This is a genomic window from Agrobacterium tumefaciens (assembly GCF_031801495.1).
In the GTDB taxonomy this organism is placed as follows: domain Bacteria; phylum Pseudomonadota; class Alphaproteobacteria; order Rhizobiales; family Rhizobiaceae; genus Agrobacterium; species Agrobacterium tumefaciens_K.
The window spans coordinates 2,162,696-2,178,109 of sequence record NZ_JAOEGC010000002.1 but is presented as its reverse complement, the minus strand read 5'-3'; the positions used below and the strand labels follow the sequence as shown (position 1 = coordinate 2,178,109).

The window sequence follows — 15,414 nt, the reverse complement described above, 5'->3', positions numbered from 1 at the left end:
CACCCGTTCACCCTAGACTCGCTGACCGAATGGGGTCTTTGCGACAGGCAAGAGCGTTTCGAGGCCTTTTTGTGGTTTGTTCGAGTTGGATTGGCTGATGTACAGGCTTAAAAAGGCGGGACATAAGCAAACACGTCCGCTCGATGAGAAAGCATCTCCGGCAAAGTCGCAGGGTTCGCTGCTGGACGATCTTGTCGATGACGACGAGGTTTTCGAGCGCACGGTGCTGAAAGAGCATCTGGAGACCAAGGCGCCGCCGGTGACCGAGCCGCCGAAGGTTCAAAAAAAGTCTGTCGCGCAGACGTCACCGACCGCCAGTCTTTCCAGTGCATTGCCCGGCCTCAAGTATATCGACCGGATCGGCGTCGACGAGGTTCTGACATGGCTGCGTGACGGCATTCTCTGGATCATTCTGGCGATCATCCTGTGTGTCGCGGTGGCCCTTGCCTATGCCACCATGACACCGCCGCGCTACACGAGCTACACGGATATCGTCGTCAATCCGTCCAATCTGAACGTCGTCAACGATGGCGTCTTTTCGCCGAACCAGCAGCGCGACACGCAAATCCTCGAAGTGGAGAGCAAGCTGCGCACCATCACGTCGCGCAACGTGCTGGCGCGGGTGGTGGACGAGCTGAAGCTCGATCAGGACGGCGAGTTCATCAATCCGCCGCCGATTGCAAGATTGAAGGCAATGTTCTCGTCGCGCCCGGAAGATGGCGACAACAAGATCGGGGCGCTTCGGTCGCTCGGCGACCGGGTGGCGGCGGAACGCGATCCGCGCTCCTTCGTGGTTACGCTATCTGTCTGGACCAACGATGCCGAAAAGTCGGTCCAGGTTTCGAAAGCTATCGTGAAGGCTTTCGAAAGCGAGCTGTTCCAGATGAACTCCGACAGCAGCCAGCGTGTCGTCGGCGACCTGAAGGCGCGGCTTGAGGAGATGCGCCAGAATGTCACGAATGCCGAAAAGCGGGTGGCGGATTTCCGCCGAGAAAACGGCTTGCAGCAAAACAATGGCCAGCTTGTCAGCGACCAGACGTCCGGCGAACTCAATGCGCAGGTTCTGGCAGCGCAGCAGCGTGTCATTCAGGAGGAATCCCGCCTAAAGCAGATGGAAGCGGCCATTGCCCAGAACCGCACGCAGAGCGACGCCATCTTCGACAGTCAGACCATGAACACGATCCGCGCGCAGTACAGCACGTTGCAGCAGCAGATCGGCGCCATGACATTGACTTACGGTGCACGGCATCCGCGGTTGGCAACGGCGGGCGCCGAACGCGCCATGCTGGAGCGCGGCATCGCGGAAGAGGCCCAGCGCATCCTGCAGGCGGCCAAAACCAATGTTGCCGAAGCCCGCTCCTCGCTCGATGCCCTGCGGCTGAAGGCGGTTGCGGAACGCGCCAACGTGTTCACCGACAACGAGGCGCAGGTACGGTTGCGCGATCTGGAGCGCGATGCCAGCTCGGCCGCCGCGATCTACGAAACCTACCTCACCCGCTCACGCCAGATCGCCGAGCAGCAGGCCATCGATTCCACCAATGTCAGGGTCATCTCGCAGCCGGTTGAGGCGAATTCAAGAAGCTGGCCACCAAGTAAACTGACCTTCCTGATTGCCGGTGGCGCAGGCGGTGTCTTCCTTGGAGTAGGAATCGCGGTGGTGCTCGGACTGCTGCGCTACTTGCGTCGCAACGACCATGACGTGGCGGCGGCGCGTTACGCCTGATCCATCTTCCGATTTTCTGCCCATGCGTTGGCGGTTCGGTCAGGCTTTGCCAAACCGCTGGATGTTGGCCGTAATCAGATGTCGCAGCGCCTTGGCGTAGCGCTTGCTTTTCGTCTTGGCGGCAAGCGCGCTCGTCCAGTCCATCATCGAACCGTTGATGTCGAAATCGCCTAGCTGGCCTTCGGGAATATCGCCTTTTTCGATGCGCTCCACGATAGCGGGCAGGGCGGCATAGAATTCCGGCGAGCGGTAAGGCGGGTGCAGTGAATACATGCCCTTTCCTTCACCGAGAAAATCGAGCCGGTAGACACCACGCCGCATCATGTTGGTGCTCAGCACCTCTTCGGCGGGCATGGAAACCGGCTGCTGATTATAGGCGTAGGAGCGGATGCGGCGCTTGAGGTCCGGCTGAAGCAGTTCCAACGATGTCACCTTCTTCGCGAAGCGTTCCATGTCGATCATGAACAGACGGGTGGACACCGTGGCAAAACGCCAGGTGGGAACACGCGTCGGCAGCTTGCGCGGGGCGGGAATGTTTTTCACTCCCGGCATGCCGACATGTCGGCTGATATCAAGATCGCCGCGCACGGTGGGCGGGCCGGAGAACGGCGTGATGCACAGCGCGTCCGTATTGTCCTTCTGCAGCTCGATTGCCTCATCGAACCAGCTCTGGCTACCACCGCCGAACATCATGTCGCTGTCCATGTGCAGCACGTAGCGGGCGTTGGCGCGCTTCAGTCCGTGGAAATAGACATGGAACGGCCCGCCATCGAAGGCCTTCGCAGGATAGGGAACCGCTGAGCGGGAAAAGAAGGTGTCGGTAATCGCCTTGCGGGCTGAGTCACCGTAATCGACCTCATCGACATGAAGATGCGGATAGTTCGCCTGCATTTCATCCAGCATGTCGAACAGGCGTTTTCTGGCGGGTTCGAAGCCGTTGCCCTTGTAACGGCCGGCACCAACCTGTCCGGTGTCGACGGTGAGCAGAATGCGGTCGACCTGACCGCCCCAGATTCTGAGCTGGTGCGGTAAGGTAAGAGCTGCATGCGCGGCATCGAAAGGGTGCAGATTGACCTGTAGCGCCTTGCTGACAGGCGGCAGGGGCATTTCACCATTCATGCGCCGCGGCTCCGGAATTCGTTGATGATGGACATCATGGGTTTTTCGTTGAAGCTCCAGTCGAGCGGCAGGGGTCTATTGGCCGTTCCATCCTTGCGGGGGTAGGCCCAGCGGATCCAGGTGTACTGGTCGGAAATACCCCAGGTGGTGATCGAGGACAGCGAACCGCCTGCGGAGGCCGCCTCGAGAAAGTCCCTGAGCTGCGCGTTGATGAGCATGTCGCGTTCGGCTTCCGGTGAGGGAAGGGTCTGGTCCATGACGTCGAGTTCCGTCACCAAAACGTCAAGGCCATGGCCGCGCATTTCGCTTGTGAATGCGGCCAGTTCGTCCTTGGCAATCGGCCAGCCGCCGCGCAGATGGCCTTGCAGCCCGATGGCGTTTATCGGTGCGCCCTGATCGAGCAGCTCGAGGATGAGATCGCGGAAGGCGGCGCGCTTGGCGGGTGACTTCTCGACCGAGAATTCCACATCGTATTCGTTCAGGACGAGTTGCGCCTTCGGATCGACAGAGTGGGCGATCCTGAACGCCTTGGCAATCGCATCGGCTCCTGCGCCATAATACCAGGCGTCGCGCCGGGACTTTGCATTGTAAGGCACGTCGGGGATCGGCTCGTTGACCACATCCCAGCTATGAACGACATCCTTGTAGCGTTCCATTGTCTTGACGATGTGGGTTTCCATCAGCTTTTCGACCTTCGAGCTGCTGACAGACGACAACCACGGCGCGTTGGAGGCATACCAGATCAGCGGATGGCCGTGCATGGCGAGCTTGTGCTCGCGGGCGAAGTTGGCAAGAGCGTCGGCTGCGGAAAAATCGAAAACTTCTTCCGAAGGCCGCATGATCTCCCATTTCATTTCCGTGACGGGTGTGAGGCGCGAGCAATATCTGACGATGGCCTCGCCGATCCGGCTGTCAGTCTGCAGGTCAGGAAGATACACCGCCGCGCCATAGGGAGCGGTTCTGGTAGTGCTTTTCTTCTGCGCGGCGTGTGCAAGGCCAGGCAATGCCTGAACAAGACCCGCGCCTGCCGCACCGTACAGAAAGTTTCGACGTCCGATCGGCATTCACCCCAGCCTCCGCAATCGATTTTCCCAAATTATAACAGCGTGACATTACAAATTGCATATTAAAACGCCGCAAGGTTAATGCTGGCTATACCCCTGACACAACTACCGTCTATCCGGTTAATCGGGTAGTAACTTCACTGTGCGAAGTCTGCTTTACACGCCACGGAGTAGATGTCTTGATTTCCGTTTCGATTGTCATCCCGGTTCGCAATGGCGAGCGTTATATCGTGGAGGCGATCGAGAGCGTGCTGATGCAGGGCGAAAGCGTCGTGGAAATTCTCGTCGTTGACGATGGTTCCACGGACGGCACGGCCCGCAAGGTTGAAAGTTTCAGCGACCCGCGTGTCCGGTTGCTGACCCGACCGCAGGGCAGGCAGGGTGTTTCCGCCGTCCGCAACTTCGGACTGTCACAGGCGCGTGGAACGTGGTCGATGTTTCTCGACGCCGATGACCGCTTGAAGCCGGACTCTATCGAGACGCTTTGCGCTGGTATTTCGGACGATGACGTGGTTGCCGTTTATGGGGATTACGAGCGGATCGACGAAGACGGGGCCAAGATCGGCAATCGCAATCTCATCCGCCGCCGGGAAAAGCCGAGCGGCAATATTCTTCCCGCCCTTCTTGGCGGAAACTTCATCGTCAACGGCGGCATCATGCTGGTGCGCACGCGGACCTTTCAGGATTTTGGCGGTTTCGATGAAACCCTGCGTTATGCCGAAGACTGGTATGGTTGGTGCAGGCTGGCCGCGGTCGGTCGCTTCGTTTATCTGCCGGGATGCCATGTGCTGGATTACCGCGTGCACCGGACGAGCGTGATGATGAACCGTCTTTTGACCTTCAAGGATTGTGAACCGGCGATCCGTGCCGTTTTCACCGATCCTGCCATTGTTGCGGCCGTCAGCCCCAGAGAACTGGCGCGGCTTCGTCACAAATCCGAAACCCATATGAATGCCTATACCGTGGCGCAGGCGTTTCGCGCCCACCGCTATCGCGAGGCGTTCTCGGCGCTTGCCGATACGCTGGTGCATCGCCCGCGCCAGAGCCTGCGCGCCGTCATCTTTTCCGCTGCCGCGATTGCCGGGATTTAGGAGCATTCATGACAGAGATCCTTCCGCAAGCGGTTGTCTGCATTCCGAGTTTCCGCAGGCCAGAGGGTCTGGGCAAAACGCTTCAGTCGCTTGCCGCGCAGCAGACGGAATTTCCTTTTGCCATCGTCGTGGTCGACAATGACGGAACAGGGCAGGCGGGGCTTGCCGTCGCACGTCAGTTTTTTGCCGAAACCGGTCTTGCCGGGCAGGCGCTGGTCGAGCCGACGCAGGGCAATTGTTACGCGATCAACACGGCGTTTCGGACGGCGCGCCAGACCTACCCGTCCGCGCAATGGTTCCTGATGATCGATGACGACGAGGCTGCTTCTCCCGTGTGGCTATCGGAAATGGTCAAGACGGCAAAGTCCTTCGGCGCGGATATCGTCGGTGGTCCGGTGAACCGAGAATTCGATGTGCCCGCTCCAAAGTCGGTGCTCGCCCATCCGCTGTTCGGCTCCATAGAAGCGCCGACCGGACGGGTGGATCAGATCCATGGTTCCGGAAACTGCCTGATTTCGCGCCGGGTGTTCGACACGCTCCCTAAACCGGAATTCGACGTGCAGTTCAATTTCCTGGGCGGCGGTGACATGGATTTCTTCACGCGCTGCCGGCATGCGGGCTTCAGCTTTGCGTGGAGCGCCGAAGCCATCATCATCGAATATGTGCCGGAAACCCGCATGGCACCGCGCTGGATCATGACGCGGTCGCTGAGAACCGGCATCATCAATTACAGCATCGACCGGGCCAATCGCCCCGGTCTGAAAGGTGGCGTTCTGCTGGCTGCCAAAAATGCCGTCAGCCTCGGTTTGTCGCTGATCCGCGCCGTTTCGGCCTTGGCCAGAACCGGCTCGCTTCTACCTGCTACCCATCCGCCGCTGATGTCCGTCGGGCGTGTGATGGCGAGCCTCGGCGTGACGCTGACGCCTTACAAGGCAGTCAAGAAGGGCTGACTCCCTGCTTTTTGCGCAGTTCCGGTCATTCCGCTCCCGCGAAAGCCGGCTTGTTACGGCGCAGCCGCAGCAGCGCGATCCAGACCGCAGCTGCAATGGCGATCTCCACGAGGAAATAAGCGCCGATGGTTCCCGAAATGCTGAAGGACCAGGTGCACAGGGCGACGACGACGGAACCGAGCAGATTGCCGCTGTTCCAGATCTTGGCGCGGATGTCCTGCCGTCCGGAAGCGCCCAGTGCTTCCAGCGCCGTTGCCGCAACGGCCATGGGCAGCACGGCCCAGCACAGCACGCGGGTGATGATCGGCAGCGACACGTATTCGTCACCGAACAGGAGCGGTAGGAAAGGTGCGATGATGAAGATCGCGGTTGCGCTGCCGATTGCGATGAAGAGGGCGGCCTTCAGCACGTTATAGGCGCGCTCGATGGTCTTGGTGATGCCCTGGAGGGCGGCGGAAGCCGACCCCGGATAGATCAGTCGGTTGAGGGCTTCCACAGACAGGTAGGAGCTATCCAGAATACGCCGCGCTATGGAGTAGCTGCCGAGCACTTCGGCGCTTGCAATCGCGCCGAGGACGAGAATGTCGGCGTTGCCGCGCACGGCCTTGAACAGGAACTGGGTTGAGAACAGGATGCCGATGCGGATTTCATCGTGCACCAGACGATAGACCGGCTTGCCTAGCCTGCCGATCGCCTTCACCGAAATCACCGCAGCGATCATATGCGCCGCGAGGTTCCACAAGGCCCATGCCTCGACCGTCTCGACCCTGAAGACAAGGCAGGCCATGACGGCGGCAATGGTGCGTGCGACGGCGAACATCACTTCCAGCTTGTTGGCCGAGCCGAAGTCGGAATGGGCGATGAAGCTCTGGGTCGAAAGCGAGATGACCTTCAGCAGCACGAGGTTGGTGAAGAGGATCAGGAAGGTCGTGATAAGGGTGTCGATCAGGCTTTCCGAGGTCGGGAAGAAGACCGGAATGGTGATCATGCCGATGATCGTCAGGATGATGCCCGTCGCGGCACTGAGCAGATAACTGTGGCCAAGCATGACGGGAAACATGTTCCGATCCTGCGCAACGCGGCGGATCAGCGATTCCTGCGCACCTATGCCGCAGATCTGGACGCCCAGATTGGTGACGGCGGTAATGGACGCATACAGCGCGAACTGTTCGACGCCGAGGTGCCGCGCCAGAAGGGCGAAGGTCAGAAGCTGGGCAGCACTGGACATCAGGAGCGAGCCCCCGGACGCCATGTAGGACAATCCCAGTCGGACCAGGTGGCCGAGCCGCGGCGTTTTGAGCGACACCGTAAGTCTCCCTGTGTTCCAGCTTTGCCAGATTACCTCGTGTAATATGGCATCGCCGCGTAAACGACTTGCAAATCCGGACGGTTTTAGCGGTAATTTCCTCCGTCTTATCCCGTCTGCGGTAAGAGAGGGTTAAAGCAATTGCACAATACTGAGCATAATCACCGTTTATAACTGGTAGGACGCGAAGGGTTTCCCAAAAAACGGGACGTTGCCGTTCACCGCAAGGCAGGGCAATGAACCGTTTCGCTGCGCCGGAGGCAGGCAAAAATGCCGCGTTTTGCTGATACGCAGCCGGTTTCCCCACATAGCAATCCAATGGCGCTTGGAAACAGCCGCCGCGACGCGGTTTTTTTTGTCGTCACGCTGCTTTACATCTGGATCTCCGTCGCACCGTTTGAAAATCTGGCAGCACCGCCGGTGCCGCATGCTGCCGCGAACCAACTGACGGGTCTTGTCATTGCTATGCTGCTCGGAGCCTTTGCCCTGCGCCACAGGCTGACCGGGCTTCTGCTGCGGCCAAGGCTGCCCATCCTGCTGCTGTTTTCCTGGCTGGCGATCTGCTCCGTTGTCGGCGCGCAGCCTGGCACCTCGTTGCAGCGCCTCGTCTTTACCGGGCTTCTCTGCTTCATCACCAGCGTTCTCGTGGTGATGCCGCACGACCGACGGCAGTTCGACCGGATGATGGCGATCTTCGCGATCATTCTGCTGGCACTTTGTTATCTGGGCGTGATCTTTCTCAGTTCGCGCTCGATCCATCAGCCTTTCGATCTCGACGAAAAGGCGCTAGCGGGTGACTGGCGCGGCATCTTCAACCACAAGAATGCCGCCGCACCGGCGATGATCATCCTGTTCCTGATCGGGCTTTATCTCCGAAATGCATGGTCGACGGTCGGCGGAATCGCGATTGCGGTGCTGGCGGGTTTCTTCCTCTGGAAAACCAATGGCAAGACCGCGGCGATGCTTCTGCCGGTCAGCATCGTGCTGGTCTGGTTCATGGAACGGCATGCCAGCCGCACCCTTCTGATGATCAGTGGTCTGCTTGGTTTTCTCAACCTTCTCGCGGTGGGCTCGACCTACTTCCCGAGCATACAGAGCTTGGTCGAAAGTCTCGGGATCGATTCAACCTTCACCGGCCGAACGGACATCTGGCGTCTCTCGTTCGATACCTTTGCGCAGTCGCCGATCTTCGGGCAGGGCTTCCAGGCCTTCTGGGCCAGCGAGAGGCTGCTTTCACAGGCAGATATCGCCGGCACATGGGCCGTGGCGGCCTATCACGCGCATAACGGGTATATCGAAAGCCTATTGAACGGTGGGCTGCCCGCCTTCGTTCTCACGATCGTCTGGCTCGTCATCATACCGGCGAACGACTTCCGGAAAGCCGTCGACCGTGGCACTTATCCCGCACTCACAACACTTTTTGCGCGAATCTGGGTCTATGCGCTTCTTTCTTCGTGTCTTGAGAGCAATTTTTTTACCGGAACAGGACCTATCTGGTCTTCTCTTCTTATTGCAGTGTATTGTCTGAAGCATCAGGCTCACAATGTACTTGAAGAAGGACCATAAACGCAGACACGCCGGGGGGCAGTGGATGACGCAAAAGATAGGTACGCTGGCAGACCGGTTGAACAACCGGCTGGTGCAATATTTCCCGGGACCGTCGGTGCAGATCGCTGCGGCGGAACCGATTGTTTCCTTCACTTTCGACGATGTGCCGGAAAGCGCGTGGACGAGTGGCGCGCGTATCCTCGAAGATGAAGGCGTGCGCGGAACCTTTTATGTGTCCGGGACCTTCATCGATGGATATGACGAGAACCAGAAGATGGTTCCCGCAAACGGATGCGCGGACCTTGCCGCCAAAGGCCATGAGATCGCCTGCCACACCTTTTCGCACCGGAAGCTTTCCAGCTTTTCGCGGGCAGGGCTGGCTGCGGATCTCAACCGCAACGACAAGGTACTTTCCGCATTCGATCACGGTGACCGGATAAGGAATTTCTCCGTTCCGTTCGGCATGGCGTCGCCCCTCATGCAGCCTTTGCTGCGCAAGCGGTTCAAAACGGCGCGTGGCATAAAGGCGGGTATCAATCGTGGCGGAACCGATCTGCACAGTCTCGCAGCCGTCGAACTGAGGCCGGATCAGAGCTATCTCGACGCTGCCGATCACTGGCTGGCCGATGTGCTGGCGAATGGCGGGTGGCTGATATTCTTCACCCACGACGTGTCGCCGTCGCCAAGTTTTTACGGATGCCCGGATAGCAAACTCCAGACCCTCGTCCGTTCGGCGCTGTCCGGCGGCGCAAAGGTCATGACCGTCGAGGCGGCTGCCAACTCGCTCGGTCTTTGACTATGTCGCTGCGTCCCGTTGCCGTCAGGTGCGTCCGGAGATGCCCGGAGCGGCAAACGCCTTTTCAGTGCTGAGGGACATGGTCGGTGGATGCCGTTTGCGTCTTCCATACATGGACAGGAAGGCGGAGATGACGAAAACCGGCAGAAGAAGAGGCCAGACGAAGCAGAGAACGATGCCGCCGATGCGGTATATGTCCCATTCCTTGTCCCGGCGGGCGCCTTCAATATAGGTCATGACAAGTGAGATGAGGGTGCCAATTCCATAAACCAGAATAGAAATGGCCGTCATCAACATCGACATCCCCAATATGCATTCGATTCGAGTCAATCTATAGTATTTTCTGAACGTATCCCGGCATTGGTTAGTTGCAATCGAATTTATATCTGTTGATCTGTGCGGAGATATATCAGAGCGAAGCTTGTTGTATTTTTGCTTCGCTTTATTTGGCACCAACGTGTCGGATGCTTAGGGGCGTCCGTAGAGTCAGCCGTTTTTCTTGATTCCGCCGGTATCGGGACGCACTGCGGGAACGGCGTTCCGGGTGGCGCGCTTGCGGTGTTTTAGCAGGGAGTAGATCGCGATCGGATTTGTGAGCAGGTAGCGTTTTCCGAGCCGCTTCGGTTCAAGCATGGCCCTGTAGAGCCATTCCAGACCCATATCCTGCATCCATTGCGGCGCCCTGCTGTTCCTGCCGGCGATGAAATCGAACAGGCCTCCGCACGTCTTGATAACACCGATGCCGGAAAGCTTGTCGAGATTGCGGGAGACGAAACGCTGTTCCAGCGGAATGCCAAAGCCAACCCAGAGAATATCGGTTCGCGATTCGACGATATCCCTGATGATGGCGTCTTCTTCGTCCTGCTTGAAATAGCCGTTGTGGCGGCCGGAGAAAACCAGACGCGGATAGAGCGTCTGCATTTCCGCAACCGCGGCGCCGTTGACGTCCTCGGAGCCGCCGAGAAAGTAGAACCGTGCGCCGGTTTCTTCCGCACGGCGTGCAACTGTGTGGATAAGATCGGTGGTCGCGACGCGCTCCCTCAGGGCGCTGGGCCCGAAATGTCGCGAGAAGATGACCAGAGACATGCCGTCTGCGTGGATCTGGTCCGCGCGCCGCAGCACGGAGTCGAACTCTGGGTCCTGATGGCAAAGCGCAATGACCTGACCGTTTGCTGACGTCGAATAGAAAGGCTTTTCACCCGTCTTGCGCGGGGCAGACGCCCGGCGGATGAAGTCTTCGGCGGTCTCTTCCATGGTGGCGTCGGTGATTGGCAACGTCGCAAGCGGAATCACAGGCCAGATCGTATTCGGCCTTTCCGCTTCCATGGTGTGGTCTCCCGTCGAACTTTTTCCGGTGTCCAAATCGGCCATCGTTTCGTTACTCAGTCATTCGCATGCTAGACTGCAAGCATTCAAACACTACGAAGAACTATCATTAATATTTTCATAAATGCCGGTGGGACACCCTATATTTCTCTATTCTAAAATTCGTAGCCATCATGAAAGCGTGCATAATTCCGTACTCTGTGGTTTAGAGCGTTCCCATTCGGCCAGCAAACGCCCATGGGTGGGAACAGATAACGGAGAAGGCTTGTGACGAGTGAAACCATATCCATAGACAATCGCGGCGATTTCGGTCTTTGGGCGATTGAGCGCGCCAAGCTGATCGTTGCGAACGAAGCCTCTGATCTCGCGGTGGCCGTTCGCGACATGGACGAAGCCGGCATCCGTGACGCTGGCAATGCGCTCGGCGCAGCCATCGCGGCAGCCTTGCTCGAGGTATACGACGGACTGCTTGCCGACGAAGAGGAATGAGGTTCTCGCCCGGCCTCAATAGTCTGTGATGAGCCTGCTCCAGCTTTCAGAGGCGAGGCCGCCGATGTAGATGTCGCCACGCAGCGCGCAGTCTTTCAGTTCCTCGTTGCGTGTCGTGATGCAGAAGTAGCCGCGATGGCGGAACGTCATATGGTTGTGGCGGTAAAGCGCGTTCATCAGGAACGACTGGGACATGCCCGTGACATGAGCATAACCCTCATCATCGAAATGCCTGAAAAGCTGCGCCAGCACGTCGTGCTCGCGGCTCGCGGCCGTGACGATGTTCAGCACGTAGGCGGTTTTGCCCGGACGGCCAAAGAACAACGCCGCACCGATCACCTTGCCCTGGCTGTCTTCTATGGTGCGGCAGGCAAGCTTGCCCATGCTCTCGTTGACGTTCGCCATCGCGATCAGCCAATGGAATTCATCCGCCGACCACTCCGGGCGGACCGAGAAGCGTTCGATCATCGACAGGGCATGCAGGCGGAAGGTTTCGAAATCGGCGGGTCTGGCGGTTAGCCCGTTGATGCCTTTGGGTCTTATGCCGCGCTTCCATGAACGCAGGATGCAATCACCGACGCCAAGCATGGAAAGTATGGGCCGGGAGCCGACAAACGGCAAACGTCGCGACAGCCGCAGGGCCATGCTCGACAGGGGCTTGAGCGCCTTGTGCCACTGAAGGCTCTCGATCGGCAGGATAATGCCGCCGATTGCCAGGCAATGATCGGCACTGACCGGAGAAGACGTGTCTGTGAAGCACAGATCCTGCTGGGAAGGGCGCATTGTTCGTGAAAGACGGGCAGCACCCGCAGCGCCTTTTTCACTGTCCGAAGCGAAGGCGCATAACAGACGTCCGACAATAGGGTCCCGCCCGACGATGAAGCGCATCGGCAGGGCAAGAACAACGCTCGTTATCTGTTTTTCTCCGACATCGTAGACGATGCTGCCATGGGCGGGATCGTAAACCGGGCTGCCGAAAAATACGTTTTCGATGTAGGAACGGAAATCGAAAGTTGCAATGCGGTGGGTTTTTCCGAACGCGGAATCGATCAGTTTTTCGACGCACGCAACGTCTTCCCTGAGCATGGGGCGCACGCCGGGCGTGCGATTCCCGATGCTGGATCTGCCATGTTCGCCTACATCGCTCTTGCTGGTTCTTGCCTGAACGTCCACCGTCAGCTTCCCATGCCCGTCGATATCTTAGGTGTTACTAAATCAGCAAATGCATTTCATAATATTAAGATCATGCATAAAAACGGAGATTTGGGCGGCTGGCAAATCAAATTGCCGCACAGCTGGAACGCAAATGCCGTCATGGTTTACGCAAGCGGGCCTCGACGAAAGCGTTTTTCACGCCCGTCGCCATGACAACTGGTGGCTGAAAAGTGCCATGCCAGTCCTTCATCCCGAACTTAACCATATTAGCGGAATGTGATATTTTCAGCGGTGAAGATTCGTATTCCGGTGAAAATAGGACTGCACGAATTCCGTGTGCCGGTTTATAATCGCTGTTACGGATGGCAGCGATATTGCAGCGAAGCGAGTGGAGCGTCCGTTCTGACTTGAGGATGTGCAGGAGCGGGAAAGAGAAAGTCCCTCATGGCCGAAGCGAACGAAGATCATGGTTACGGCTTCTGGCGTGATGCGCTGTTCTATCTGACCTTCTTCTATTTCACGGTCGGATTTGCACCCTACATTTCTCTTTCGACGACCTATACGGGGTCCGCCATGGCGGCAGGATCCAGCCTTCTCAATCAGCTTACCGCCATCATTCTGCTTGTCAGTTTCATAGTGTTCATGGCGAGGGAACGCTCATTCCCGCTGATCTTCGCGCCGCGTTTGTGGATGGCGGCGATTTTCGGCTGGTACGCACTGACTTCACTGGTCGGAGAGGCGCCGCTGTTTTCGTTGCGACGGCTTGTCATGTGCGCCATCATCTGCGTCCTTGCCGCCGGTTTCCTGCAGTTGCCACGCACCGAACGGCATTTCGCCTCTCTGCTTGCCGTGTGTACGCTTGCGGTCCTGTTTCTCTGTTATTTCGGCGTCGTCGCCTTGCCGTCCCGGTCGATCCATCAGGCGTCCGATGCGCTTGAGCCTCTGCTGGCCGGAGACTGGCGCGGTGTTTTCCGTCACAAGAACGAAGCCGCATCGGTCATGGCGATCCTGATTATCGCGGGTGTCTATCTCTGCAGGAAGTGGTCACTCCTTGGCGGGCTGGCGATCTTTGTGCTGTCGCTCGTGTTCCTGGTGAAGTCCGGCGGCAAGACGGCGCTGGGATTGATGCCGATCATTTTTTCGGTCTGCTGGTTCATCCTGCGCTGGCCCAAGTGGCGTTACATGATCGTGGCGGGGCTTCTGGGCGTGTTTGCTGTCGTGACCGTCGGTACGACGGTCGATCCCGTGTTTTCCGGCATGCTGACGAAACTCGGTATGGACGCCACCTTCACCGGCCGAACGGACATATGGACCGTTTCGATAGACTACATCCGTCAGAGCCCGCTGATGGGCTACGGCTATCAGGCGTTCTGGCGAAGTGATGCGCTGATGAGCAGCTTCACCGAGAACAACACCTGGGCGACAACGGCGCCGGATTCGCACAACGGTTACTTCGACCTGCTGCTGGCGGCGGGAGTGCCGGGGCTGGTTCTGGTGCTGGTCTGGATTTTCGTACTGCCGCTGCATTATCTGGGTAAGATGAGCGAGACGGTACGCAAGAGCCCTCTGACGCATTTTTATGTCAGTGTTTGGCTGTATACGTTGCTCTACGGCTTCCTTGAAACCCTGTTCATGTTGAGCACGGGTTTTGTCTGGTTCTTCATCATCGTTGCGATCGTCGGCCTGCGTCTACAGGTGCACGCCAATCTTGTCGAAGAAGAGGGAGTTCCGTCCATGGGGCTTTCCGGTGCGTCCCGTCTGGGGTCGCGCCCCGTCGCCGCAGCGCGAGCGCAAGTGGCGGCTGCTCCGGACCAGGTCAGGCTATAGAGCGTTTCCACTTAACAAGGAAACGCTCTATAGCGCCGACACCCTGTTTCGGCCCGCCCGTTTGGATCGGTACAGTCCCTCATCGGCACGTCTCAATATGTCGCTGGAGGAGCGGTCCGGCAGACCAAATTCACTCACGCCACCGCTGATCGTCGATTCGTAACGCAATGTTTCCCTGAGACTGGCGGGAACGCAGGCACGGAGCTGCTCAGCGATTTCCAGTGCATCGAGGCGACGGGTGCCGGGCATCACGACCACGAATTCATCACCGCCAAAACGGGCGACGATATCGCTCTGGCGCAGGTGCTGACGACACAGGCGCGCGATTTCCACAAGGGCTGCATCGCCCGCGTGGTGGCCCATCTCGTCGTTGAGGCGCTTGAAGTTGTCGATGTCGAAGACCAGCACCGAAGTCTGGGCCTTTTCCCGCTCAAACACCGCCAGCCGGTCATCCAGGGTCGAAATCAGCTTGCGGCGGTTATAAAGTCCGGTCAGCGCGTCCGTTTCGCTCAACCGGCGCAGCTTCTGCTGGGTCTCGTTCTTGTCGGTGATATTGCTCGCCACCCACACGACGGCATCTTCGCCCTCGACCGGGAAACTCAACGCCTGAACACGGCCTTCAAACCATATGGAATAATCCGGACCGTCGCCGGCGCCCTTCACGTCACTGCCGCTGAGTTCGTATTCGACGATGTGGAGGACGCCGCTTTCCAGTGCCCTGCGGATTTGGGCCGCGAACCACAGTGCTTTCTCCTCTTTCAGCACCTCGAACATGCTGAGCCCGACAAGGCCGCTGCCATCGTGATAGTGCCTTATATCCTTGCCCCCGAACACGGCGGCGTAACGGCCGCTGCGGGTCAGAATAAACGCGGGATCGGGAAGTGACGAAAGGATTGATGCCAACTGCTGCTGCGTAAACAAGGAACCACCATCCAGCTTTTCCGAAGGACACGATCAGGCTACCAACGGCGCCGGTGTCGGCACGAGCACAAGGCGCCTTTGATGTGGAAGTAGCCCTTC

The 15,414-nt window shown here is 58.4% G+C and carries 15 protein-coding genes; 8 read left to right on the top strand and 7 right to left on the bottom strand.

Translation table 11 applies throughout. From position 1 onward, the window contains the following. Positions 1-97: 97 nt before the first annotated feature. On the top strand, positions 98-1,723 hold the full coding sequence (uppM, locus tag N7578_RS20005) for a polysaccharide biosynthesis protein UppM (protein ID WP_311111973.1): 1,626 nt from the start codon (positions 98-100) through the stop codon (positions 1,721-1,723). A gap of 39 nt (positions 1,724-1,762) precedes the next feature. Here uppM and uppG read toward each other — a convergent pair whose 3' ends face one another. Together uppG and uppI are read right to left on the bottom strand one after the other, a co-directional pair. Next, entirely contained in the window at positions 1,763-2,842 is a 1,080-nt protein-coding gene (gene uppG / locus N7578_RS20000) for a polysaccharide biosynthesis glycosyltransferase UppG (protein ID WP_311111972.1), read from the bottom strand. Next, entirely contained in the window at positions 2,839-3,906 is a 1,068-nt protein-coding gene (uppI, locus tag N7578_RS19995; RefSeq protein WP_311111971.1) for a polysaccharide biosynthesis UDP-hexose transferase UppI, read from the bottom strand. The genes uppG and uppI overlap by 4 nt, the downstream gene beginning before the upstream one ends. 179 nt (positions 3,907-4,085) lie before the next feature. Between uppI and uppH the strand changes: the two genes are divergently transcribed. Continuing rightward, positions 4,086-4,997, top strand: coding sequence for a polysaccharide biosynthesis endo-1,4-beta-xylanase UppH (gene uppH / locus N7578_RS19990; RefSeq protein WP_311111970.1), 912 nt, complete (start codon positions 4,086-4,088; stop codon positions 4,995-4,997). Between the two features lie 8 nt (positions 4,998-5,005). Next, positions 5,006-5,947: a polysaccharide biosynthesis UDP-hexose transferase UppJ gene (uppJ, locus tag N7578_RS19985; protein ID WP_311111969.1), complete on the top strand. Its 942-nt coding sequence runs from the start codon at positions 5,006-5,008 to the stop codon at positions 5,945-5,947. Between the two features lie 25 nt (positions 5,948-5,972). Here uppJ and uppX read toward each other — a convergent pair whose 3' ends face one another. After that, a complete protein-coding gene (gene uppX / locus N7578_RS19980) occupies positions 5,973-7,199 on the bottom strand; it encodes a Wzx-type polysaccharide biosynthesis protein UppX (RefSeq protein ID WP_311112568.1) in 1,227 nt (408 codons plus the stop codon). 324 nt (positions 7,200-7,523) lie between these two features. Here uppX and uppY point away from each other — a divergent pair, with 324 nt between their 5' ends. Next, the gene (uppY, locus tag N7578_RS19975; RefSeq protein ID WP_311111968.1) at positions 7,524-8,819 is read left to right on the top strand and encodes a Wzy-type polysaccharide biosynthesis protein UppY; all 1,296 of its coding nucleotides are present in this window, start codon (positions 7,524-7,526) and stop codon (positions 8,817-8,819) included. Between the two features lie 25 nt (positions 8,820-8,844). After that, the gene (locus N7578_RS19970; protein ID WP_311111967.1) at positions 8,845-9,597 is read left to right on the top strand and encodes a polysaccharide deacetylase family protein; all 753 of its coding nucleotides are present in this window, start codon (positions 8,845-8,847) and stop codon (positions 9,595-9,597) included. A 24-nt stretch (positions 9,598-9,621) separates the two neighbouring features. Here N7578_RS19970 and N7578_RS19965 read toward each other — a convergent pair whose 3' ends face one another. Then, positions 9,622-9,888 (bottom strand): hypothetical protein, encoded by a 267-nt coding sequence (locus N7578_RS19965; RefSeq protein ID WP_311111966.1) that lies wholly within the window; start codon positions 9,886-9,888, stop codon positions 9,622-9,624. A 195-nt stretch (positions 9,889-10,083) separates the two neighbouring features. Next, complete coding sequence (gene uppL / locus N7578_RS19960) at positions 10,084-10,923, bottom strand: polysaccharide biosynthesis UDP-hexose transferase UppL (protein WP_311111965.1); 840 nt, start codon at positions 10,921-10,923, stop codon at positions 10,084-10,086. Positions 10,924-11,190: 267 nt separating this feature from the next. On the opposite strand from uppL, the gene N7578_RS19955 reads away from it, so the two are divergent. Further along, positions 11,191-11,412: a hypothetical protein gene (locus tag N7578_RS19955; protein WP_311111964.1), complete on the top strand. Its 222-nt coding sequence runs from the start codon at positions 11,191-11,193 to the stop codon at positions 11,410-11,412. A 15-nt stretch (positions 11,413-11,427) separates the two neighbouring features. On the opposite strand, the gene N7578_RS19950 is transcribed toward N7578_RS19955, so the two are convergent. Then, positions 11,428-12,498: a GNAT family N-acetyltransferase gene (locus N7578_RS19950; RefSeq protein WP_311111963.1), complete on the bottom strand. Its 1,071-nt coding sequence runs from the start codon at positions 12,496-12,498 to the stop codon at positions 11,428-11,430. 42 nt (positions 12,499-12,540) lie between these two features. Between N7578_RS19950 and N7578_RS19945 the strand changes: the two genes are divergently transcribed. Further along, the gene (locus N7578_RS19945; protein WP_311111962.1) at positions 12,541-12,780 is read left to right on the top strand and encodes a hypothetical protein; all 240 of its coding nucleotides are present in this window, start codon (positions 12,541-12,543) and stop codon (positions 12,778-12,780) included. A gap of 231 nt (positions 12,781-13,011) precedes the next feature. Then, positions 13,012-14,394, top strand: coding sequence for an O-antigen ligase (locus N7578_RS19940; protein ID WP_311111961.1), 1,383 nt, complete (start codon positions 13,012-13,014; stop codon positions 14,392-14,394). A 27-nt stretch (positions 14,395-14,421) separates the two neighbouring features. Here the strand turns inward: N7578_RS19940 and N7578_RS19935 are convergent, their stop codons facing one another. Beyond that, entirely contained in the window at positions 14,422-15,297 is an 876-nt protein-coding gene (locus tag N7578_RS19935) for a diguanylate cyclase (protein WP_311111960.1), read from the bottom strand. Positions 15,298-15,414 lie beyond the last annotated feature (117 nt).

Excerpts from the sequence above, each read along its gene's own strand:
- uppM (WP_311111973.1), top strand. The coding sequence starts at position 98 with ATGTACAGGCTTAAAAAGGCGGGACATAAGCAAACACGTCCGCTCGAT.
- uppG (WP_311111972.1), bottom strand. The coding sequence starts at position 2,842 with ATGAATGGTGAAATGCCCCTGCCGCCTGTCAGCAAGGCGCTACAGGTC.
- uppI (WP_311111971.1), bottom strand. The coding sequence starts at position 3,906 with ATGCCGATCGGACGTCGAAACTTTCTGTACGGTGCGGCAGGCGCGGGT.
- uppJ (WP_311111969.1), top strand. The coding sequence starts at position 5,006 with ATGACAGAGATCCTTCCGCAAGCGGTTGTCTGCATTCCGAGTTTCCGC.
- uppX (WP_311112568.1), bottom strand. The coding sequence starts at position 7,199 with ATGGCGTCCGGGGGCTCGCTCCTGATGTCCAGTGCTGCCCAGCTTCTG.
- uppY (WP_311111968.1), top strand. The coding sequence starts at position 7,524 with ATGCCGCGTTTTGCTGATACGCAGCCGGTTTCCCCACATAGCAATCCA.
- N7578_RS19970 (WP_311111967.1), top strand. The coding sequence starts at position 8,845 with ATGACGCAAAAGATAGGTACGCTGGCAGACCGGTTGAACAACCGGCTG.
- N7578_RS19965 (WP_311111966.1), bottom strand. The coding sequence starts at position 9,888 with ATGACGGCCATTTCTATTCTGGTTTATGGAATTGGCACCCTCATCTCA.
- uppL (WP_311111965.1), bottom strand. The coding sequence starts at position 10,923 with ATGGAAGCGGAAAGGCCGAATACGATCTGGCCTGTGATTCCGCTTGCG.
- N7578_RS19950 (WP_311111963.1), bottom strand. The coding sequence starts at position 12,498 with ATGCTCAGGGAAGACGTTGCGTGCGTCGAAAAACTGATCGATTCCGCG.
- N7578_RS19945 (WP_311111962.1), top strand. The coding sequence starts at position 12,541 with ATGTTCGCCTACATCGCTCTTGCTGGTTCTTGCCTGAACGTCCACCGT.
- N7578_RS19940 (WP_311111961.1), top strand. The coding sequence starts at position 13,012 with ATGGCCGAAGCGAACGAAGATCATGGTTACGGCTTCTGGCGTGATGCG.